Annotated in this window: 17 protein-coding genes; 12 read left to right on the top strand and 5 right to left on the bottom strand. The window is 53.1% G+C overall.

Annotated elements, in window-relative coordinates; all coding sequences use genetic code 11:
* Nucleotides 1–19: 19 nt before the first annotated feature.
* Both fumC and EVJ22_RS09955 read left to right on the top strand, forming a co-directional pair.
* Entirely contained in the window at nt 20–1,420 is a 1,401-nt protein-coding gene (fumC, locus tag EVJ22_RS09960) for a class II fumarate hydratase (protein WP_131443851.1), read from the top strand.
* 168 nt (nt 1,421–1,588) lie between these two features.
* Nucleotides 1,589–3,079 (top strand): GGDEF domain-containing protein, encoded by a 1,491-nt coding sequence (locus tag EVJ22_RS09955; protein ID WP_071397406.1) that lies wholly within the window; start codon nt 1,589–1,591, stop codon nt 3,077–3,079.
* Between the two features lie 17 nt (nt 3,080–3,096).
* Here EVJ22_RS09955 and EVJ22_RS09950 read toward each other — a convergent pair whose 3' ends face one another.
* The 3 genes from EVJ22_RS09950 to EVJ22_RS09940 all read right to left on the bottom strand — a co-directional run bounded on the left by EVJ22_RS09950 (nt 3,097) and on the right by EVJ22_RS09940 (nt 5,188).
* Nucleotides 3,097–3,582, bottom strand: coding sequence for a dihydrofolate reductase (locus EVJ22_RS09950; protein ID WP_071397407.1), 486 nt, complete (start codon nt 3,580–3,582; stop codon nt 3,097–3,099).
* On the bottom strand, nt 3,579–4,373 hold the full coding sequence (locus EVJ22_RS09945; RefSeq protein WP_071397408.1) for a thymidylate synthase: 795 nt from the start codon (nt 4,371–4,373) through the stop codon (nt 3,579–3,581). Before EVJ22_RS09945 ends, EVJ22_RS09950 begins: the two co-directional genes overlap by 4 nt.
* Before the next feature lie 158 nt (nt 4,374–4,531).
* Complete coding sequence (locus EVJ22_RS09940; protein ID WP_071397409.1) at nt 4,532–5,188, bottom strand: Type 1 glutamine amidotransferase-like domain-containing protein; 657 nt, start codon at nt 5,186–5,188, stop codon at nt 4,532–4,534.
* Nucleotides 5,189–5,376: 188 nt separating this feature from the next.
* Here EVJ22_RS09940 and EVJ22_RS09935 point away from each other — a divergent pair, with 188 nt between their 5' ends.
* The 4 genes from EVJ22_RS09935 (at nt 5,377) to EVJ22_RS09920 (ending at nt 8,258) form a co-directional block, all read left to right on the top strand.
* Entirely contained in the window at nt 5,377–5,658 is a 282-nt protein-coding gene (locus tag EVJ22_RS09935; RefSeq protein ID WP_071397410.1) for a hypothetical protein, read from the top strand.
* Between the two features lie 118 nt (nt 5,659–5,776).
* On the top strand, nt 5,777–6,301 hold the full coding sequence (locus EVJ22_RS09930; protein WP_071397411.1) for a type 1 glutamine amidotransferase domain-containing protein: 525 nt from the start codon (nt 5,777–5,779) through the stop codon (nt 6,299–6,301).
* Between the two features lie 26 nt (nt 6,302–6,327).
* Nucleotides 6,328–7,062 (top strand): Bax inhibitor-1/YccA family protein, encoded by a 735-nt coding sequence (locus tag EVJ22_RS09925; RefSeq protein ID WP_084812878.1) that lies wholly within the window; start codon nt 6,328–6,330, stop codon nt 7,060–7,062.
* Between the two features lie 80 nt (nt 7,063–7,142).
* Nucleotides 7,143–8,258: an NAD(P)/FAD-dependent oxidoreductase gene (locus tag EVJ22_RS09920; protein WP_131443850.1), complete on the top strand. Its 1,116-nt coding sequence runs from the start codon at nt 7,143–7,145 to the stop codon at nt 8,256–8,258.
* A gap of 36 nt (nt 8,259–8,294) precedes the next feature.
* Here EVJ22_RS09920 and EVJ22_RS09915 read toward each other — a convergent pair whose 3' ends face one another.
* A complete protein-coding gene (locus tag EVJ22_RS09915; protein WP_233589673.1) occupies nt 8,295–8,870 on the bottom strand; it encodes a TetR/AcrR family transcriptional regulator in 576 nt (191 codons plus the stop codon).
* A gap of 111 nt (nt 8,871–8,981) precedes the next feature.
* On the opposite strand from EVJ22_RS09915, the gene EVJ22_RS09910 reads away from it, so the two are divergent.
* From EVJ22_RS09910 to EVJ22_RS09885, 6 genes are all read left to right on the top strand, one after another.
* A complete protein-coding gene (locus EVJ22_RS09910; RefSeq protein WP_201740699.1) occupies nt 8,982–9,854 on the top strand; it encodes an ABC transporter ATP-binding protein in 873 nt (290 codons plus the stop codon).
* Complete coding sequence (locus EVJ22_RS09905; protein WP_071397415.1) at nt 9,855–10,652, top strand: ABC transporter permease subunit; 798 nt, start codon at nt 9,855–9,857, stop codon at nt 10,650–10,652. It begins immediately after the preceding gene.
* A gap of 64 nt (nt 10,653–10,716) precedes the next feature.
* Nucleotides 10,717–11,529, top strand: a complete 813-nt coding sequence (locus tag EVJ22_RS09900) for an aldo/keto reductase (RefSeq protein WP_131443848.1) — start codon at nt 10,717–10,719, stop codon at nt 11,527–11,529.
* 122 nt (nt 11,530–11,651) lie between these two features.
* Nucleotides 11,652–12,398, top strand: coding sequence for a TspO/MBR family protein (locus EVJ22_RS09895; RefSeq protein ID WP_071397417.1), 747 nt, complete (start codon nt 11,652–11,654; stop codon nt 12,396–12,398).
* 269 nt (nt 12,399–12,667) lie between these two features.
* Nucleotides 12,668–17,107, top strand: coding sequence for a glutamate synthase large subunit (gene gltB / locus EVJ22_RS09890; protein ID WP_131443847.1), 4,440 nt, complete (start codon nt 12,668–12,670; stop codon nt 17,105–17,107).
* The gene (locus tag EVJ22_RS09885; protein WP_131443846.1) at nt 17,104–18,555 is read left to right on the top strand and encodes a glutamate synthase subunit beta; all 1,452 of its coding nucleotides are present in this window, start codon (nt 17,104–17,106) and stop codon (nt 18,553–18,555) included. Before gltB ends, EVJ22_RS09885 begins: the two co-directional genes overlap by 4 nt.
* Before the next feature lie 148 nt (nt 18,556–18,703).
* On the opposite strand, the gene EVJ22_RS09880 is transcribed toward EVJ22_RS09885, so the two are convergent.
* Nucleotides 18,704–20,023 (bottom strand): Na+/H+ antiporter family protein, encoded by a 1,320-nt coding sequence (locus EVJ22_RS09880; RefSeq protein WP_131443845.1) that lies wholly within the window; start codon nt 20,021–20,023, stop codon nt 18,704–18,706.
* Nucleotides 20,024–20,062 lie beyond the last annotated feature (39 nt).

The raw sequence follows: 20,062 nt of genomic DNA, 5'->3' as shown, positions 1-20,062 counted from the left end.
AAAAGAGGGGGAATTTTTCATGGATTATCGGATCGAACGGGACACGATGGGGGAAATCAACGTCCCAGCTTCAGCAAAATGGGGAGCACAAACACAACGAAGCTTAGAGAACTTTAAAATCGGGACGGAGAAAATGCCGCTCGAAGTCATTCATGCGTTCGCGATTCTGAAAAAAGGCGCGGCCTTGGCCAACGCTGAATTAGGAGTCCTCGAGCAAGGCAAGGCGGACATCATCGCCGAGGTCGCAGATGAGATTGTGGCGGGTGATCATGACGCCGAGTTCCCACTCGTCGTATGGCAGACAGGATCAGGCACACAATCCAATATGAACGTCAACGAAGTGATCGCCCACTTGGCGAACGACAAGTTAAAAGCACGCGGGCAGACGCTGACGATTCATCCGAACGATGACGTCAACAAATCACAAAGTTCAAACGACACATATCCGACTGCGATGCATATCGCCGCTATCCTCGCCGTCGAGGACAAAGTCATTCCGGCCATCGAAGCGCTCCACGCGACGCTCGAGAAGAAAGCTGAAACGTATATGGACGTTGTGAAGATCGGGCGCACCCACTTGCAGGACGCGACGCCGGTCACGCTCGGGCAAGAGATCAGCGGCTGGGTCCGCATGCTTGAACTATCAAAACAGATGATTGAACGGACGCTTGAACCGTTAACAGAACTCGCACTCGGAGGGACAGCGGTCGGGACAGGTATCAACGCGCACCCGGATTTCGGTGAAGTTGTCGCTGCCAAAATTTCGACTGAGACCGGTAAACATTTCGTGACAGCCGTGAACAAGTTCCACGCACTGACGAGTCACGATCAACTCGTCTTCACGCACGGGGCGTTGAAGGGGCTCGCAATGGACGCGATGAAGATTGCCAACGACGTGCGCTGGCTCGCTTCTGGTCCCCGTGCCGGAATTGGCGAGATTACGATTCCTGAAAATGAACCGGGTAGCTCGATCATGCCTGGAAAAGTGAACCCGACGCAAAGTGAGGCGTTGACGATGGTCGCGGCCCAGGTGCTCGGCAACGATACGACGATCGGGTTCGGTGCGAGCCAAGGGAACTTCGAATTGAACGTCTTTAAGCCGGTTATCATGTACAACTTCTTGCAGACGTGCCGTTTATTGACAGACAGCCTTCATTCGTTCGACGTGCACTGTGCTGTCGGGATTGAGCCGAATTTAGATGTGATCGCCCATAACGTCGAACGCTCCCTTATGCTTGTCACGGCGTTGAATCCGCACATCGGCTACGAAAATGCTGCGAAGATTGCCAAGCATGCCCATAATAAAGGCATCTCATTGAAAGAGTCAGCGCTCGAGACGGGTCTATTGACCGAAGAGCAGTTCGACCAGTGGATTCGTCCGGAAGAGATGACATCACCTAATCTAAAAGTTGGTAAATAACAGGAAGAGCGGTCGTTGAACCGCTTTTTTTGGTTTTATAGGACGTTTGAACTAGACTAATGTCAAACAATAGGAAATTAATGAGGAAATAGTTGTATTTTCGCGAGTGAAGTCGCATAATCAGAGACATAAGCGAATATCGGGGAGAACGAAACTGGGGGGTCGGGCATGGAGCAACATCAACTCACAGATCAAGTACATAGAATTTTGGCGAAAATCACGGAAGCTAGACAGATTCAAAAAACCGAAATCGAATTTTTATTGGATTGGATGAAAACGGAAGTCAAAAACCGTCGACTCATGCATCTTCTTGAGATTTTTAGCCGGGTCGAGTCTGACGTGCGTGAGCTGCCGCCAGTCTTGACGCAGTCAGAAGCGATTGCGTTGATTGCGCCGGTCAAACGTTATATTCATACGGTTTTGGGAATCGAACAAGAAGATGAAGACTTAGTATTGATTTTATCGGGTAGTTTCTCTACGTTTAGTCGCTACAAACCGAGAGTTGAAAAGTTAGGGGCGAGGCCGGTGTTTCTGCAGACGATCGCAGAAGCGGTCGAGTACGATTATGAAGACGTCCCGAAAGCGATCGTCATGGATGTCGAATTGTGGCCACACTTTCCAGAGCGAGACATTCAGTCGTTCGTCAGCAAAATGAAGAAACTCTATGTGCCGCTCATCGTCATCGGGACGAATGAGCATTACCGCTTGGCCGCTTACTCATACGGCTTTGATGATTACTGGGAATCGTGGATCCCGATGGAAGAACGGCTTGTCCGGCTCGGCTTACATATTGAAAAGGCACGGCTCGTCTCGAACGCGCTTCTCATCGATGAATTGACGGGTGCTTTTAACCGTAAATACTTAAAAGCGACGTTCAGCCGGTTCGTCTCCCGCTTAGAACGTTCCGGAGAGAGCTTCACGCTTGCACTTTTAGACATCGATCACTTTAAGCAGTTAAATGACACGTTTGGCCATACGTATGGCGACGAAGTGTTGCATCGCATCGCCGAAGAGATCCGTCTAGCCATCCGGTCGAGCGATGAGTTGATTCGGTACGGCGGCGAAGAGTTTTTGGTCATCCTTAACGTTTCCGATCGGACCATCGTCGATGCGGTGCTCGAACGTGTCAGGACGCGGATTGAGCAGATGGAATTTCCTTATGAGCACCATGTCACCGTGTCGATCGGTTATACGCGTGTCTGCGAGACCGGGATGACGCTAGGGGAATGGTGTGCCTATGCCGACGAGGCCTTATATAAAGCGAAGCGTGACGGGCGTAACCGCATCATCCGGTACTCGTCAGCGGTTCGTGAAGAGAAGCGTCTCGCTTATGTGACAATGAGTCCACAGCAATACGCCTCACTCGCCGAACAGCTACCGAAACAACATCGGCGCTATGAGGTCGTCTATCGACCGTACGACTTATACGTCTGTAACGACAACGTTGAGATGTTCATCTTAGACGAGTCGGGATCGACCGCGACGAAAGGGACGCTATCGGCCGTGAAAGAACAACGCGGCAAGTATAGCCATATCCTCGCCGTCACGAAGCGAACGGCGACCGAGCTCGGGACGCTGTACGATGATTTGACTGAGCAAAACCATAATGATGTTATCACGAAAAAAATTGAGCAATGGCTTGAAAAACTGCCAGATTGAAAAAAGACATCGAAATCTCACTCGATGTCTTTTTTGTCGTATTGGCGGAGCGTGAAACTGTATTCGTGCCGCTCATCTTTTGGATGGAACTGTTCGTCCGTGACGACGAGATTTTGCGGCGTGGGCGGATAGAATGTGTCTGCCTCGAACGTCCCGTCGATTTCGGTAATATAGAAACGCTCGGTGACTGGCATCGTCTGTTCGTAAAGCGTCGCCCCGCCGATGATCAAGAAGTCCTCAGTATCTTGTGGGGCGAGGATGCGATCAAGGTCGTGCCAGACTTCGACATCGGGTGCTGAAAATTCACGGTTCGATGTGACGACGATGTTGCGCCGGTTCGGGAGCGCCCGGCCGATCGATTCAAACGTCTTCCGTCCCATGACGACTGTCTGACCTATAGTGACGGCTTTGAAGTACTTCAAGTCGTCAGGCAGGCGCCAGAGCAAAGCGTTGTCTTTCCCGATTTCACGATTCGACCCGCAAGCGACGACATGGATGATCATACGCTGACCGCTCCTTTAATGTGCGGGTGCGGGTCGTAACCGACAAGTTCGAAGTCCTCGAACTTGAAGTCCTCGATCGATGATACGTCACGCAAGATGTTCAGTTGCGGAAGCGGGCGCGTGTCACGCGTCAGCTGCAGCTTCACTTGCTCGAGATGGTTATGATAGATGTGCGCGTCGCCGAGCGTGTGGACGAAATCGCCGACTTCAAGGCCGGTCACGTGGGCGACCATGTGCGTCAACAAGGCGTATGAGGCGATATTGAACGGCACACCGAGGAACGTGTCGGCGCTGCGTTGATACAACTGGCATGATAGTTTGCCGTCCGCGACGTAAAACTGGAACAACAGATGGCACGGCGGGAGCGCCATGTCATCGAGTTGACCGGGATTCCAAGCAGACACGACGAGTCGACGAGAGTCGGGGTTCGTCTTAATCTGTTCAATCACCTGCGCGAGTTGATCGACGCTTGAGCCGTCCGGTTTCGGGAACGAACGCCACTGGGCGCCGTATACAGGGCCAAGATCGCCATCCTCATCCGCCCATTCGTTCCAGATACGGACACCGTTGTCTTGCAGGTAACGCACGTTCGTGTCACCGGAGATGAACCAGAGCAGTTCATGGATGATCGAGCGGGTATGTAATTTCTTTGTCGTGATGAGAGGGAACCCGTCCTGAAGATTGAAACGCATCTGATAACCGAACACGCTCGTCGTCCCGGTCCCGGTCCGGTCTTCTTTAACGACGCCATGGTCGAGGATGTGGGTACATAAATCGTGATATTGTTTCATTGGGAAGTCCCCTTTCGCTAAATAATCGTGTTCATTATAACACAATATATTGATAAAACGATGTTGCAATTACCATATGCAGATTGGATTGCTTGTAATAACTTGATTTTCTATGCGTGGCATAATCTTGAGAGGATGCTGGGAAAATTGGTATCGAATTAGATGGTCTCAGTTAGCTTCGTCATGTTTCGATAAGCGTATAGAAATACATCTCCGAATATATCGATTCTATTTTCTTGAACACGAATCGCGCAATCCTTGTTTGACACGTATACCGGTAACTCTGTGGATAAAAGAGCGAGTTCCTGTTTGACCACATCCATATTATTTTCGAGATCAAAGTGGGAGAGCACCGAAAAGTTATGAAGGGCCAAGCCACGGTAAATAATTGGCGATGCAACCTCATAACCGAAGTTTGGCGAACATAACCATTTTGAAGACATATTGATGGCGCCGGCACTTGCGCCTAGGATAACGCCTTCACTAGTATGAACTTGTTCGAATAAGGAGTACTCATGTAAAAACATATTCTGTTTTACAGTGTCCCCGCCTAATAAGAAAATCACCGACGCCTCATCGATGAGGCGTTTCGCCTTTGTTTGATTCATTTCGTAATTGATTAGATGGTATTCGTTGAATAAGATGTTGGCTTCTTTTAACCACGATAGTTCGGTGGTCCCGTTCACTTCAGCCGATGCGGGGTTCGAGCTGATTAACACAAGAGAGTCACGCGTCACAATGTCTTGAGAGATCGCCCTCGCCAACCTTTGTGGGAAGTAATGCGAAAACCATCCGAGATAGTAGTAGGTTGTCATACGAATTCTCCTTTACGTGTTGTGTAATTTCATTAATTTACTCCTGAATCGATCCAACAGTAACGAAAATTTATGATGAAACTTTTTCCATATAAATTTATTCTTTGGTTATAATATGGATGTAAAAGAATACTGCTAGTCACTACCTTATCTTACGAATTTACTTGCAATCAACGAGGAGGACAATTGTGATAAAAACCAAAACCATCTTTTTCTTATCTCTATGCTTAATCGCTATCGGTTTATTTGGGAGTCTTGTGCTTGATGCAACGGGCTTTTTCTCTAATCCGACCGCTCGTGTGATCAGTATTCCGATTGCATCCAATGAAGGTTATTTCATAGAAGGGTTACTCGTACTTACGGTCACCTTGCTTGGATTATTTGTATTGCCGTTCACATTGAAACGAAACAAAGCACTGATCACCGCTGTATTTCTCTCAGCCGTCATTCTGATTCCTCAACTTGTCTGAGTTGTAAGACAGCATTCAGTCGACCAGAGCGAAGATTTTCAGTTCAAGTGTACAGTCCGTGTTTTCGCGACGTGGCTTATAGGGTATAATTTTGAAAGACAATCAAGGGAGGTATTCGATGCAGTTACAAGGTATGAATATTTTGCAGATCGTCAGTGACGACTTTGAAGATTTAGAACTATGGTATCCGGTCCACCGGTTACGTGAAGAAGGGGCGAACGTCATCCTCGCCGGCGAGAAAGCGGATCACGCTTATATTGGGAAGTACGGCGTTCCGGCCAAGTCGGACGTCGCGTTCGACGACGTCGACATCTCGTCATATGATGCGTTGCTCGTCCCGGGTGGCTGGTCTCCTGACTTGTTACGCCGTTTCGATTCGGTGAAAGGGTTCGTCCGCTACATGGATGAGCAAAAACGGCCGATCGGTCAAATCTGTCACGCTGGCTGGGTATTGATTTCAGCTAATATCCTTCATGGCGTCAACGTGACGAGTACACCGGGCATTAAAGACGACATGGAAAACGCGGGCGCGATCTGGCACGATGAGCCGGTCGTCGTCGATGGCCATATCGTCTCGAGCCGTCGTCCGCCAGATCTGCCCGACTATATGCGTGAGTTTATCAAGGTCATGGCCAAAAACTGAAAAAAGAATAAAGGAGATTTCTACAGTTGAACTTAAAATCTAACCCAATTCTCCGTAAATCGATGGAGTCGACTGCTTATAGCACGGAGCCGATGACGAAAGCCGGTACGTGGTCGAAAGTGTTCACGTTGCTCTTGCTCGTCACGGCCGCGGCTGGCACGACATGGCTGCTCGTTCCGACGATCGGGGAAGCGCTGTTGTTCCCACTCATGATCGGCTCGCTCATTCTCGGCTTGATCATGGCGCTCATCATCACGTTCAAACCAAACACGGCGCCTGTCGTAGCACCACTTTACGGCATCGTCGAAGGCGTGTTCGTCGGTTCGATTTCGTACTTCTTTGAAGCGATGGCACCGGGCATCGTCGGTCGCGCCGTCTTGACGACGTTTATCGTCGCGTTCGCGATGTGGTTCGTCTATTCGACCGGGCTCGTCAAAGTGACGCAAAAGTTCCGGGCCGGTGTCACGGCCGCGATCTTCACGGTCATGCTATTGTATCTCGTCCAGATCGGCATGAGTTTCTTCGGTTCCGGACTTCCGTTCATGACGGGGTCGTCACCGCTCGCGATCGGTGTCCAGTTCGTCATCGTCATCATCGCCTCACTCGCGCTCGTCCTCGACTTCGACTATATCGCACGTCAAGTCGAAGCCCGGGCACCGAAGCAGTTGGAATGGGTGGCGGCGTTCGGATTGATTGTGACGCTCGTCTGGCTCTATATCGAATTGCTCGACTTATTGTACCGCCTCGCGATGCGAGACTGATCATCGGCCTTGGGCCGATGATTTTTTTAGGAAGACAGGAAAGGATGTGACCGCCCTCGCGATTAAAGAGGGCGAAACTTATGAAAAAAATTATTATCATCGGTTCGGGCATCGTCGGCATCTCGGCTGCCTATCATTTGGCCGGGAAAGCCGATGTCACCGTCATCGATCGAAAAGAAGTGGGCCGGGCGACCGACGCGGCCGCAGGCATCGTCTGTCCGTGGATCGCCCAACGCCGCAATAAAGCCTGGTACGCGCTCGCAAAAGGCGGTGCCCGCTATTATAGAGACGTCGTCGCCGAGTTAATGAATGAGGGTGAGCGTGATACCGGCTATAAACGCGTCGGGACGCTCGCGTTGCATGAAGACAAGAAGTTGAACGAGATGCTCGAGCGGACGACGCTGCGCCGGGAAGAGGCACCAGAGATCGGTGAGTTGACAAGACTGTCTGCTGAAGAGGCGAAAGTTCTTTTCCCACCGCTGTCAGATGAATACGATGCGCTCCTCGTCGCAGGCGGGGCCCGCGTCGATGGCGAGAAGTTGCGCGCGGCACTAGAACGAGTCGCCGTCAAACGTGGCGTGAAACTTATCGACGGCTCTGCCGTTCTCGTCGAAGAAGACGGCTATCACGTCGAATGTGACGGTGTCCGCTATGAGGCCGATGAGATCGTGCTCGCCTGTGGGGCATGGTTGCCTGAGTTGATGGAGCCAATCGGTTATACGGCACGCGTCTCGGGGGAGAAAGCGCAAATCGTCCACGTCCAGTTGCCAAACGTCGATGCGTCAGATTGGCCGGTCGTTATGCCGCCGCGACGTCGCTATTTGCTCGGGTTCGAAGGGGGTCGGGTCGTCATCGGTTCGACGCATGAGCGGGACAAGGCGTTCGACGCACGTCCGACGGCAATCGGCGTCCATGAAGTGCTGGCGAAAGGATTAGAGTCGGCACCAGGGCTAGCCGAAGCCGAACTGATCGAGACGCGTGTCGGCTTCCGTCCGGTCACACCGAACTCGATTCCGGTTCTCGGTCGTGTGCCGGGGGCGGAGAAATTACTCGTCGCCAACGGTCTCGGTTCATCGGGCTTGACGGTCGGCCCGTTTATCGGCAAAGTACTTGCAGACTTGGTGCTGACGGGAGACTGCGAACTTGATCTGTCGCTTTATCCGATAGAAGACCATGTCTACCGACAACTGCAGTGAACGAAACAGGCGACAATCCGCGGATTGTCGCCTGTTTTAACGGCTTCGTCGCATGATCCCGTGCAAGAAAAAATGAAAATACTCCTGCATTGTCTCGGTCATTTCGTGCGAAGTGAAATCTGGATCTGATAAAACTGCCTGTTGCATCAAGCGAACGTAACGAAGGTAAGCATCGGTCGATACGTCTGGGTCGATCGCCCCGGTCGTCTTGCCGTACTCGATCAAGCTTCGAAACACGGCATAGCCACGGGCCGCGAGTTGTTGCCATGACGGGTCGGCCGTGACGATTGATAACACCGCGTCATCGAACAATGCCGCCGATTCAATTTTCCGTCTTAATATCTCAATCAGTAACTCCTCGAACGGGATGTGTTCCCCGATGCGCTCCTCGATCCAGCCCATCTCATCTTCGGTCAGACGCGTGAGCACTTGAAGGACGACTTGTTCCTTCGAGCCGAAGTAATTGTAAATTGAGACAGGTGAGACTGAGGCAGAGCGGGCAAGTTCACTGATCGTGAAGCGTGACTGCTTCTCGCCCATCAGCGACTTGGCGGCATCAAGTATGGCCCGTTGTTTCGTCTCTGTCCGTTTCGTAAAACCGTCCACCTTCATCCCTCTTCTCCATTGTTTTGTAATCAATATACCATTTCCATTTCAAAAAATAACGTGATATACTAGTTTTGTAATCATATCATGTTTATATTTCAAAAAGGAGAGGGCGAAATGATCCAAATTGAGAAGTTGACGAAACGGTTTGACCAGACGCACGGTATTTTCGATGTCTCGTTCCGTGTCGAGCCCGGCACCGTTTTTGGCTTCATCGGTCCGAACGGGGCCGGGAAGTCGACGACGATTCGTCATTTGATGGGACTGCTCCACGCCGACTCAGGGAAAGCGACCGTGATGGGGCATGACTGCTGGAAGGAGACCGAGACGGTGAAAGCGCTCGTCGGCTATTTGCCAGGTGAGATCAACTACCCGCAAGACATGACCGGGGAAGAAGTCATTCGTCTCACGAGACGCCTTCACGTTACGAGTGCGGAGCGGGAGCGTCAATTGCTCGACGTGTTCGCTTTCGATACGGGTTTGAAAGTCCGGAAGATGTCGAAAGGGATGAAGCAAAAACTCGCCATCGTCACGTGTTTCATGAAAGACGTTCCTGTGTATGTCCTCGACGAGCCGACGAGCGGGCTCGACCCGCTCATGCAAGAGCGTCTCGTCGACTGGGTGCTCGCTGAAAAAGCAGCCGGGAAAGCGATTTTGATGAGCTCGCACCACTTCCCGGAAATGGAGAAGACGTGTGACCGGGCCGCCCTCATCCGCGACGGCCGGATGATCATCGAAGAAGAGATGGCGGAGCTGAAACGGCGAAGCAAAAAGACGTATCGCATCGGCATGAAAGACGAGGCGGCGGCGATCAAATTGAGCGAACAGATCGGGACACGTGAACAGACATTCGTCACGGTGTCGTTATCGACGTCAGAAGAGTTGAACGGCTTGATCGAGCTGCTCGCCCGTCACGACATCGCGTCTTTGACGAGCGGCACCGACGAACTCGAGCACATGTTCATGCAATATTACGGGGAGGCGACTTAAATGGTACTCGTATCGTCACTGTTCAAGCAAAATCGGGGTTGGATATTAGGTTACGCGCTCGGGACGAGTGTGTACTTGTTCTTCTTGGCGGCCATCTTCCCATCGATTCAAGAGACCGGCCTGATCGAAGGGAAGCTCGATTCACTACCGCCAGAGCTGCTCGACGTGTTCAAGATCGACCCGAATCTCGCGATGGACAACGTCATCAACCTGCTCGCCGGGAACTATTATGGGCTCATCTTCTACGTGCTCGCCATCTTGTTCGCGTTGACGTTCGCGTCAAGGCTCATGGCCAAACCGGTCGACTCGGGCGAGGTCATGCTCTACATGGCGGCCCCGATCTCAAGAAGCGGCTACGTGACGGCGAGTATCGCCTTGCTGGTCATCGCGACCGTCTTGTTCGTCGGGTTGAACGGGCTCAGCCTCATGCTCGCGAACGTGTTGTTCGACTTAAACATCGATAGCGGTCTGTTGTGGACGTTGCAACTCAACGCCGGTCTCATCTTGCTCGTCCTCGGGTCGCTCGCTTACGTGCTCGCGAGCCTGTTCGATGACAGCACCCGGTCGTACATGGTCACAGGCGGCATCTTTTCAATCTTCTTGATTGCCAACATCTTCTCAGGCTTCAGCGATCAACTCGACTGGTTGCGAAACCTGTCGATCTTCTCTCTATTTGACGCAAACGCATTGATTCAAGGCGATTCGGTTTGGTTGTCGTTGTTTTGGCTGACAGCGCTGAACGTGTTGATCATCGTCTCCTGCTATGGCTGGTTCACACGGAAAGACTTGACGATTTAGTTTTTCGGAATAAGATGTCGGGTATGTTACAATCAGCTCGACAGATTAGAAAGGGGAATGATTTATGCAACTCGCAACGTTACGAAACGGCGTTCAAATCCCGATGATCGGATTTGGCGTCTGGCAAGTAGACAATGAGACCGAGGCGCCGCAAGCTGTCGCCGAGGCGTTGAAAGTCGGGTACCGTCACATCGATACGGCGGCCGTCTATAAAAACGAAGAAGGCGTCGCCAAAGGGATTATGACTTCAGGCGTCAACCGCGCCGACATCTTTTTGACGTCGAAGATTTGGAACGAGGACATCCGTCAAGGACGGACGAAGGATGCGTTCGACGAGTCGCTCGCTCGCCTCGAGACCGACTATTTGGACTTGTGCCTGCTTCACTGGCCGGTCGACGGTTTCGTCGCCGCTTGGAAAGATCTTGTCGACTTGTATGAGGCCGGAAAAATCAAAGCGATCGGCGTCTCGAACTTCAAAGAGCATCATCTTGAAGCGTTGAAAGAAGCGGGTCTGATGACGCCACTCATCAACCAAGTCGAACTTCATCCGCAACTCCCGCAACCGGACCTCGTCGAGTACTGCCAAGATGAAGGTATTCAAATCGAGGCGTGGAGCCCGCTCATGCAAGGAAAATTCCTCGATGTCCCGGCGTTTGCCGAAATCGCTGACAAGCATGGGAAGACACCGGCCCAAGTAGTCCTCCGTTGGCACTTAGAGACAGGGAACGTCGCCTTGCCGAAATCGGTGACCCGACACCGGATCGAAGAAAACTTCAACGTCTTCGACTTCACACTCGATGCGGACGATATGGCGAAAATCGATGCGGTCGCGACACATGAACGCATCGGTCCAGACCCTGACACGATTGAATTTTAAACCGATTGAGACTCATTATTTGAGTCTCTTTTTCATTTCGCTTGTGTATGAGCAGAGACACACGGGTATAGAATACTATGTTAATAAAGGAGGTGTCAGGTCTTCTTCGGAAGATCCTATTTATGGACTTGTCAAAATGGCCTTTGGTCAACTGGCTGGCGTTTTTAGCGACGGTCGTCATCAACTACTTCGCGAGCGGTGATAACGCAGCCGTGTCAGACCGGATCGATATTTATTTCAAACCGGCTGGATATGCTTTCTCGATTTGGGGACTCATTTACGTCGCGCTCGCAGTATGGCTCGTACTCCAATTGAAGAAAGGGTCGGTCGCGAACCGACAGGCTAACCGGATGAAGGCAGGCTTCCTCGTGTCGTGTATTTTGAACGGTCTTTGGCTGCTCGCGTTCACAAACGAGTGGTTCATCGCCTCGCTCGTCGTCATGGCGGCTTTTTTAGCGACGCTCGCTTGGTTGTATTACATCGCCTTCCGCACGTCGACGAGCTGGCTTGACCGTTTCCCATTCTCGGTTTACCTCGGTTGGGTGTCGGTCGCGATGATCGTTAACGTCTTCATCGTCATGAAGACGGAACGGATTACGACGTTGCTCGGCTTAGATGAGTTGGCATGGACGTCACTCATGCTCATGGTCGGGGTCGTCCTCGCTTTGGTGTTCATGTGGTGGCACCGCGACTTCATCTACCCGCTCGTCTTCGCCTGGGCGTATGTGGGCATCTTCGCCCGAATCGACAACGGGACGCTTTACGTCGTCCTCGTGAGCGCGCTCATCGTGCTCGCGCTCGGTTACGTCGGCTTGATCATTTGGAAACGGCCGCGTTCGTTTTTGCATCACTCCAGAAAAACAGTATGACAAGCAAAAAGATAGCCTAAACGGGCTATCTTTTTCTTTGGGAATAACAAGTTCTGATGAACCTATACATAAATATATTTGATGGATAAATATTCATTATGGATTATAAGTTGTTTTTAAAAATCCCTTGATATCAAATATGTATCCGCTTTCAAAAAATATTCATTCCGTTACCGTTATGCAAAAATTCATTCAACACACTTGATTTTTCAGAATATTTAGAACAAAATAAAATTTACGAACAAGATGGATAGAGAGGGGCTGATTCGATGGAGCGAACAAGTTTGTACGATCCACGATTCGAAAAAGATGCATGCGGTATTGGGTTATATGTCAATTTAATGGGAGAAACAAAGCACAATATCGTCAGCAAATCGCTATCGATGCTCTGTAAGCTCGAACATAGAGGTGGGCAAGGCGTCATCGACGCTGGTGACGGGGCCGGCATCATGACCGAGTTGCCACACGAGTTGTTCACTCAGACGATGAACTTGCCAGCGCCGGGGGGCTATGCGGTCGGGATGGTGTTTTTCCAACCGAACGAGACAAAGTTGCGCGACAAGCAGCAACAAATGGAGCGACTCGCCGATGAACTCGATTTCGCGACAATCGCCTGGCGGGAAGTACCGGTCGACAGTTTGGCGATCGGTGAACACGCTCGGGTGACACAACCGACGATTTATCAATGGTTCGTGTCGTGCCCGTTCGCGGACTACGATTCAAACGAACGCTCGCTCTATCAGCTTCGCCGGATGATCGAGAAAACAGACGAATTAAACCTTTATCTTCCGAGCCTGTCGACGAAGACGATCGTTTATAAAGGGATGTTGACGCCGATCCAGATTGAGCGGTTTTATCTCGATCTGCAATCGCCGGCTTATAAGAGCACGTTCGGGATCGTCCATTCGCGGTTCTCGACGAACACGTTCCCGTCATGGGAGCGGGCCCATCCGAACCGGATGATCGTGCATAACGGTGAGATCAACACGTTACGCGGGAACATCGATGCGATGCGTGCCCGCGAAGGTGTGACCTCGACCGACCTGTTCGATGATGTGAACGAACTGTTCCCCGTGCTCCAAGAAACGGGCAGTGACTCCTCGATGCTCGACAACGCGTTCGAGTTCTTCACTCGGACCGGTCGTTCGATCGCACATACGGCGATGATGCTCATCCCTGAGCCGTTCGCCGAAGTATCGATGGATCCGTTCAAAAAAGACTTTTATCAGTACCATTCGTCGATCATGGAGCCGTGGGACGGACCGACGGGCGTCGTCTTCACGGACGGGCGTCAAATCGGGGCAATCTTGGACCGGAACGGCTTGCGGCCGATGCGTTATATCGAGACGATGGACGGGGAACTCATCCTGTCGTCTGAGAGCGGGGTCATCCCGGTCCATGCGGAGAACGTCAAGACAAAGCAGCGTCTCCGTCCCGGGCAGCTCCTCCTCATCGACTTGGAATCGAAACGTCTCATCCCAGACGCAGAGATCAAACAGACGATCGCCCGGGCCGAACCGTACGGGAAATGGTTGAAGCAGATGACGACGATTGCGGACCAGCCTGTGAATGAACCGGTCGTCGAACAGGTGCACCGTAAACAACGGGCGTTCGGATACACGAAAGAAGATATCGAGCAATATCTCGTGCCGCTCATCCTCGAGAAAAAAGATCCGATCGGCTCGATGGGCCATGACCAACCGGTCGCGGTCTTGTCAGAGCGACCGCGGTCGCTGTTCCATTACTTTAAGCAACACTTCGCCCAAGTGACAAACCCGCCGATCGACGCGTTGCGCGAGAAAATCGTCACGGCGACGTTCACTTGGCTCGGTCCTCAAGCGAATCCGGTTCACACCGGTCGGGGACACGCCCGCCGCGTCTGGCTCGAACATCCGATCATTGACGCGACGACAGTCGAGGCGGTGAAGTTGAAAATGAACGTCGCCCGCATCACGACAACGTATGAAACAGACCTCGAACGTTCGCTCGAGTCATTGTTTGAACGTGTCGATGCGGCCGTCCGAGATGGGGCTGAAGTCATCGTCTTGTCTGACCGTGACATGTCCGAGTCATCGCTCGCGATGCCGGCCCTGCTCGTCATGAGCGCGGTCCATCAACATTTGATTCGGTCGAACTTACGGGCGTCATGCAGTCTCATCGCTGAAAGCGGAGAAGTGAGAGAAGTGCACCAAGCCGCCGCTTTGATCGGATACGGGGCCGATGCGGTCTATCCGTATTTAGTGTACGCGACGATCGCCGAAGCGGTAGAAGCCGGATTGATTTCGTTCTCGGTCGAAGAAGCGATCCGCCGCTATCAAACGGCTGCAGTCGATGGAATCGTCAAAATTATGTCGAAGATGGGGATCTCGACCGTGCAAAGTTATCGGGGAGCACAAATTTTTGAGGCGGTCGGCATCGACCGCGCATTGATCGACCGTCATTTCCGCGGGACGACGTCACAACTGTCCGGGATCGGGTTCAAGGAGCTCGAAGCAGAATCACGGCGTCAGCACGAATCGGCATTTAGCCGTGACCGTCCGCTTGAAGCAGGAGCAGATTTCCAGTGGCGAGCCGATGGGGAAGAGCACGCCTTTAACCCTAAGTCGATTCACTTGTTGCAACGGGCTTGCCGTGAGAACGAACGCCGTTACTATGACGCTTACGTCAAACAGCACGAAGCATCCGGTCAATTTTTAAGACAGCTGTTCGACTTTAAATCGCAAGAGCCTATCCCGATCGACGAGGTCGAATCGGTCGCCTCGATCGTCAGCCGTTTCAAGACGGGCGCGATGTCGTTCGGCTCCCTGTCGAAAGAGGCACATGAGACGCTCGCCATCGCCATGAACCGGATCGGCGGGAAGAGCAACTCAGGTGAAGGCGGTGAAAACCGTAACCGCTTCACTCCTGACGCGGACGGGAACGAACGCATCAGCCGGATCAAACAAGTGGCAAGTGGACGATTTGGTGTCACGGCCGAATATTTGTATCATGCCGATGAGATCCAAATCAAGATGGCGCAAGGTGCGAAACCAGGGGAAGGTGGGCAGTTGCCGGGCAATAAAGTCTACCCGTGGGTCGCCGAAGTGCGCGGCTCAGTCCCAGGTGTCGGGCTCATCTCGCCGCCACCGCACCATGACATCTACTCGATCGAAGACTTGGCCCAGTTGATCTTTGACTTGAAGCACGTCAATCCGAAAGCAAAAGTGAGCGTCAAGCTCGTCTCGAAATCCGGTGTCGGAACGATTGCGGCCGGCGTCGCCAAAGCGAACGCCGACACGATCGTCATCAGCGGCTACGATGGCGGGACAGGGGCTTCGCCTCGGACGTCGATCAAGCATACGGGTCTTCCTTGGGAGCTCGGATTGCTTGAGACACACCAGACGCTCGCATTGAACGGACTTCGCGGTCGCGTCACGCTCGAGACGGACGGCAAGCTCATGACCGGACGCGATATCGTCCTCGCCGCCATCTTTGGGGCGGAGGAATACGCGTTCGCGACGGCACCGCTCGTCGTGCTCGGCTGTATCATGATGCGGGCCTGTCATCTGGACACGTGTCCGGTCGGCGTCGCGACACAAGACCCGGCGCTTCGCCAAAAGTTCATGGGTAAACCGGAACACGTCGTCAATCTCATGACGTTCCTCGCCGAAGAAGTGCGCGAAATACTCGCCTCGCTCGGCGCGAAGACGATCGGTGAGGTCATCGGCCGAACGGACTTGCTAGAAGAGAGCGCCTGGAAACAGGAGCACGCGAAAGCGAAAATGCTCGATTTGACACCGATGTTATCGGTCCCGACAGCGTTACCGGGGAAGGAAGAGTTACCTCATCCGGCTTTTCAGTCGTACGACCATCGAAAATTGATCCCAGCCGTATCGCGTTCGATCAAATCGCTTCAACCGACGTTCTTCGTCGGGCGGGTCCGCAATACGGACCGGGCCGTCGGGACGATGCTCGGCTACGAAGTGACGAAAGTTCACGGCAACATCGGTTTGGCTGAAGATACGATCTCACTCCGACTGAGCGGATCGGCCGGACAAAGTTTAGGCGCATTTCTTCCTCATGGCATCACAATCTCTGTGATCGGGGATGCGAACGATTATGTCGGAAAAGGGTTGAGCGGCGGGAAACTCGCGGTCATCGCTGAGAAACATGCCCCGTTCGACGAGAGCGAACAAATCATCGCCGGCAACGTCTGCCTGTACGGGGCGACATCGGGGATGGCATTCTTCAACGGACACACGGGGGAACGGTTCGCGGTCCGAAACTCAGGTGCCGTCACCGTCACTGAAGGCGTCGGGGATCACGGGTGTGAATATATGACCGGTGGGACGGTCGTCGTCCTAGGAACGGTCGGCCGCAACTTCGCGGCCGGGATGTCCGGAGGTGTCGCCTTCCTATACGGTGACCAAGACTATGACCAACTCGTCAACACGGAACTCGTAGCGGTCGAACGCGAGTTGACCGATGAGGACACAGAACAAATTTACACGCTGCTCGAGATGCATCAATTCCACACGGACAGTGTGAAAGCAAGTCGTATCCTCGAGTCGTTCGATGACGAGCGGAAGCGCTTCGTCAAAATCGTACCTCGCGATTATGCGAACGTACTTGACGTCATGCGTCAAATTGAAGCCACTCGTCCGGAACTGAACGAGGCAGACCGTGCCCTCGAACTGTTCCGGGTCGTGACTGAAGGAGGCGTAGTATGAGACATAAATTTATCGATATCCCACGTGAGACGCTCCCTGAGCGTACAGTGCTCGAGCGGATACGTGACTATGATGAGTATGCATCCCGGATGGACGATGAACCGATTGTCAAGCAGGCCGAGCGCTGCATGGACTGCGGGACCCCGTTTTGTCACGTCGGTGACATGATCGGGCAAGAGACGATCGGGTGCCCAATCCACAACTTGATTCCGGAATGGAACAAGCTCGTCTCGGACCAAGACTGGTATCGTGCCTACGAGCGGTTGATGGAGACGAACAACTTCCCAGAGTTCACGGGCCGCGTCTGTCCGGCCCCATGTGAAGGGTCGTGTACGCTCGGCATCAGCGAAGACCCGGTCGCCATCAAATCGATCGAACGGACGATCATCGACCGCGCCTTTGAAGAAGGGTGGGTCCAGCCGCGACTCGTCCAGATGCGGACCGGACGCTCGGTCGCCATCATCGGCAGTGGTCCGGCGGGTCTCGCTGCGGCGGACCAGTTGAATCAAATCGGTCATCACGTCACTGTGTATGAAAAAGCTGACGAGGCGGGCGGATTATTATTTTACGGGATTCCAAACATGAAGCTTGATAAAGACGTCGTCCGGCGCCGGATTCACTTGCTCGCGGCGGAAGGAATCCGCTTTAAGACAGGTGTCAACGTCGGTGTTGATGTGACGGTCGAGTCACTCCGCCACAAGTTTGATGCCGTCATCCTCGCGACGGGGGCACAGAAACAGCGGACGCTCGGGATCGAAGGGGACGACGCGACCGGCGTCGAACCAGCGATGGACTATTTGACCGAGTCGACACGGGTGCTCGGCGGAAAAATGATCGACGCACAGTATGACGCGGCCGGGAAAGACGTCATCGTCATCGGTGGCGGTGACACCGGGGCCGATTGTGTCGCGACGGCGATCCGGCAAGGTGCGAAATCGGTCACACAGTTCGGCAAACACCCGGAAAAAGGCATGTTCCGGGCGCCAGAACGTCCGTGGCCACTTCAACCAGACACGCTTTCGGTCGATTATGCTTACGCCGAGGCGATCGAACGTTATGAGCATGACCCGAGAACGTATTTGATCCGCTCAAACCGAGTTATTAGCCAAGACGGTCGCGTCGCCGGCATCGAGACGGAACGGATGGAAAAGATCGTCAAGCCGGACGGTCACGCGACGTTCTTCGTCGTCGAAGATTCAGTTAAGACGTATCCGGCCGACCTCGTCCTCGTCGCCATCGGTTTTGAACGTCCTGAATCCGAATTACGCAAACTTGGCGTCGAAGCGAAGCAAGACTACGTTTCGAACGTGGACGGCGTCTTCGTCGCCGGGGACGCGAGACGCGGACAAAGCTTGATCGTCTGGGCAATCCGCGAAGGGCGAGAAGTCGCTGAAACGGTCGACGCTTACTTGGAGGCTTGTCAATCTCGTCTAAAAACTTCATCATAAAAAGGAGCGACGCGATGTCGCTCCTTTTTAGATTGATCAATAGGAGGAGTCAGAGATGCTAACAGAAGTCCTCATGTATACGGGTTTTTGGTTTTTACTCGTGCTCGTCTTGCTCGGCACGATTTACGCGCGGCGTAACCGGAAGTGATTATAATACCATCGCGGCGATCAAGCCGAAGACGATGAGCGGGATGTTGTAGTGGAGGAACGTCGGCCAGACCGTCTCACGCAAGTGGTCGTGTTGCCCGTCCGCGTTCAAACCGCTCGTCGGTCCGAGCGTCGAATCACTCGCCGGGCTACCGGCGTCACCGAGTGCTCCGGCCGTTCCGATGATGGCGATCGTCGCCTCGACCGAGAAGCCGTACTGGATACATAACGGCACGAAGATAGCGGCGATGATCGGTATGGTCGAAAAGCTCGAGCCGATACCGAGTGTGATGACGAGACCGACGAGGAGCATGACGAGGGCGGCGAGGAACTGCGAGTCACCCATCAAGTTGCTTGCTCCGCTCACGAGCGGTTCAATCGCACCCGTTTCACGGATGACGGCGGCGAATCCGCTCGCGGCGATCATGACGAAACCGATGAAGGCCATCATGCGCATGCCGCTCGTAAAGATATCGTCCGCTTCTGACCAAGGGATGAGACGGAAGAGCGTCAACAGGATCAAACCGGTCACGGCCGAAGCGATCATCGATTCGGTCTGTAATTGAACGACCAAGACGACCAAGACGACGATCGCCGTCAACCAAATCTTCATGTTGCTCAACGTGCGGACCTCATAGTCGCTCGGACCGAGTTGGATCGTTTCATACGACCGCGGTTTCCGGTAGTGGAAGAAAGCGGTGATGAGTCCGACGAGCATACCGAGTGCCGGGATGGCCATGATGCTGACGATATTGACGTCACCGACAGCCATCCCGTTCGTCTCGACGTTCGGGAGCAAAATCTCGTTCAAGTAGATGCCGCCGAAGCCGACCGGTAGCAACATGTACGGTGTGACAAGCCCGAACGTGAGGATCGTCGCGACGAGCCGGCGATCGAGTTTCAACTCATTGAACAAGACGAGTAACGGCGGTACGACGATCGGGATGAAGGCGATGTGGATCGGTAAGACGTTCTGTGAGCTGATAGCGAGTAAGAGCAGCAGCGACAGCAGTAACGCTTTGACGCGACCGACACTCTTGCCGGTCACATCACGGCCAGACATGCTGATCAACCGTTCAGCCAGGACGTCAGGCAGGCCGGTCTTTGACAAGCCGACAGCGAACGCACCAAGCAGGGCGTAGCTGAGGGCGATCGTGGCACCGCCACCAAGCCCGTCGCTGAAAGCGGTCAACGTGTCGTTGAAACCGAGTCCTCCGACAAGTCCACCGACGATGGCGGCGAGGATGAGCGATAAGACGATATGGACACGACTGATCGCGAGAGCAAATAAGACAATGACAGCTAATAATACAGCATTCATGAGTTCCAACACCTTTCGAATCATAAGTTCTTTCTCTTG

It is taken from the genome of Exiguobacterium sp. SH0S7, assembly GCF_004337195.1.
Taxonomy (GTDB): Bacteria; Bacillota; Bacilli; order Exiguobacteriales; family Exiguobacteriaceae; genus Exiguobacterium; species Exiguobacterium aurantiacum_A.
Note: the sequence above shows the minus strand (reverse complement) of the source record. Positions and strands in the feature narration are given on the sequence as shown.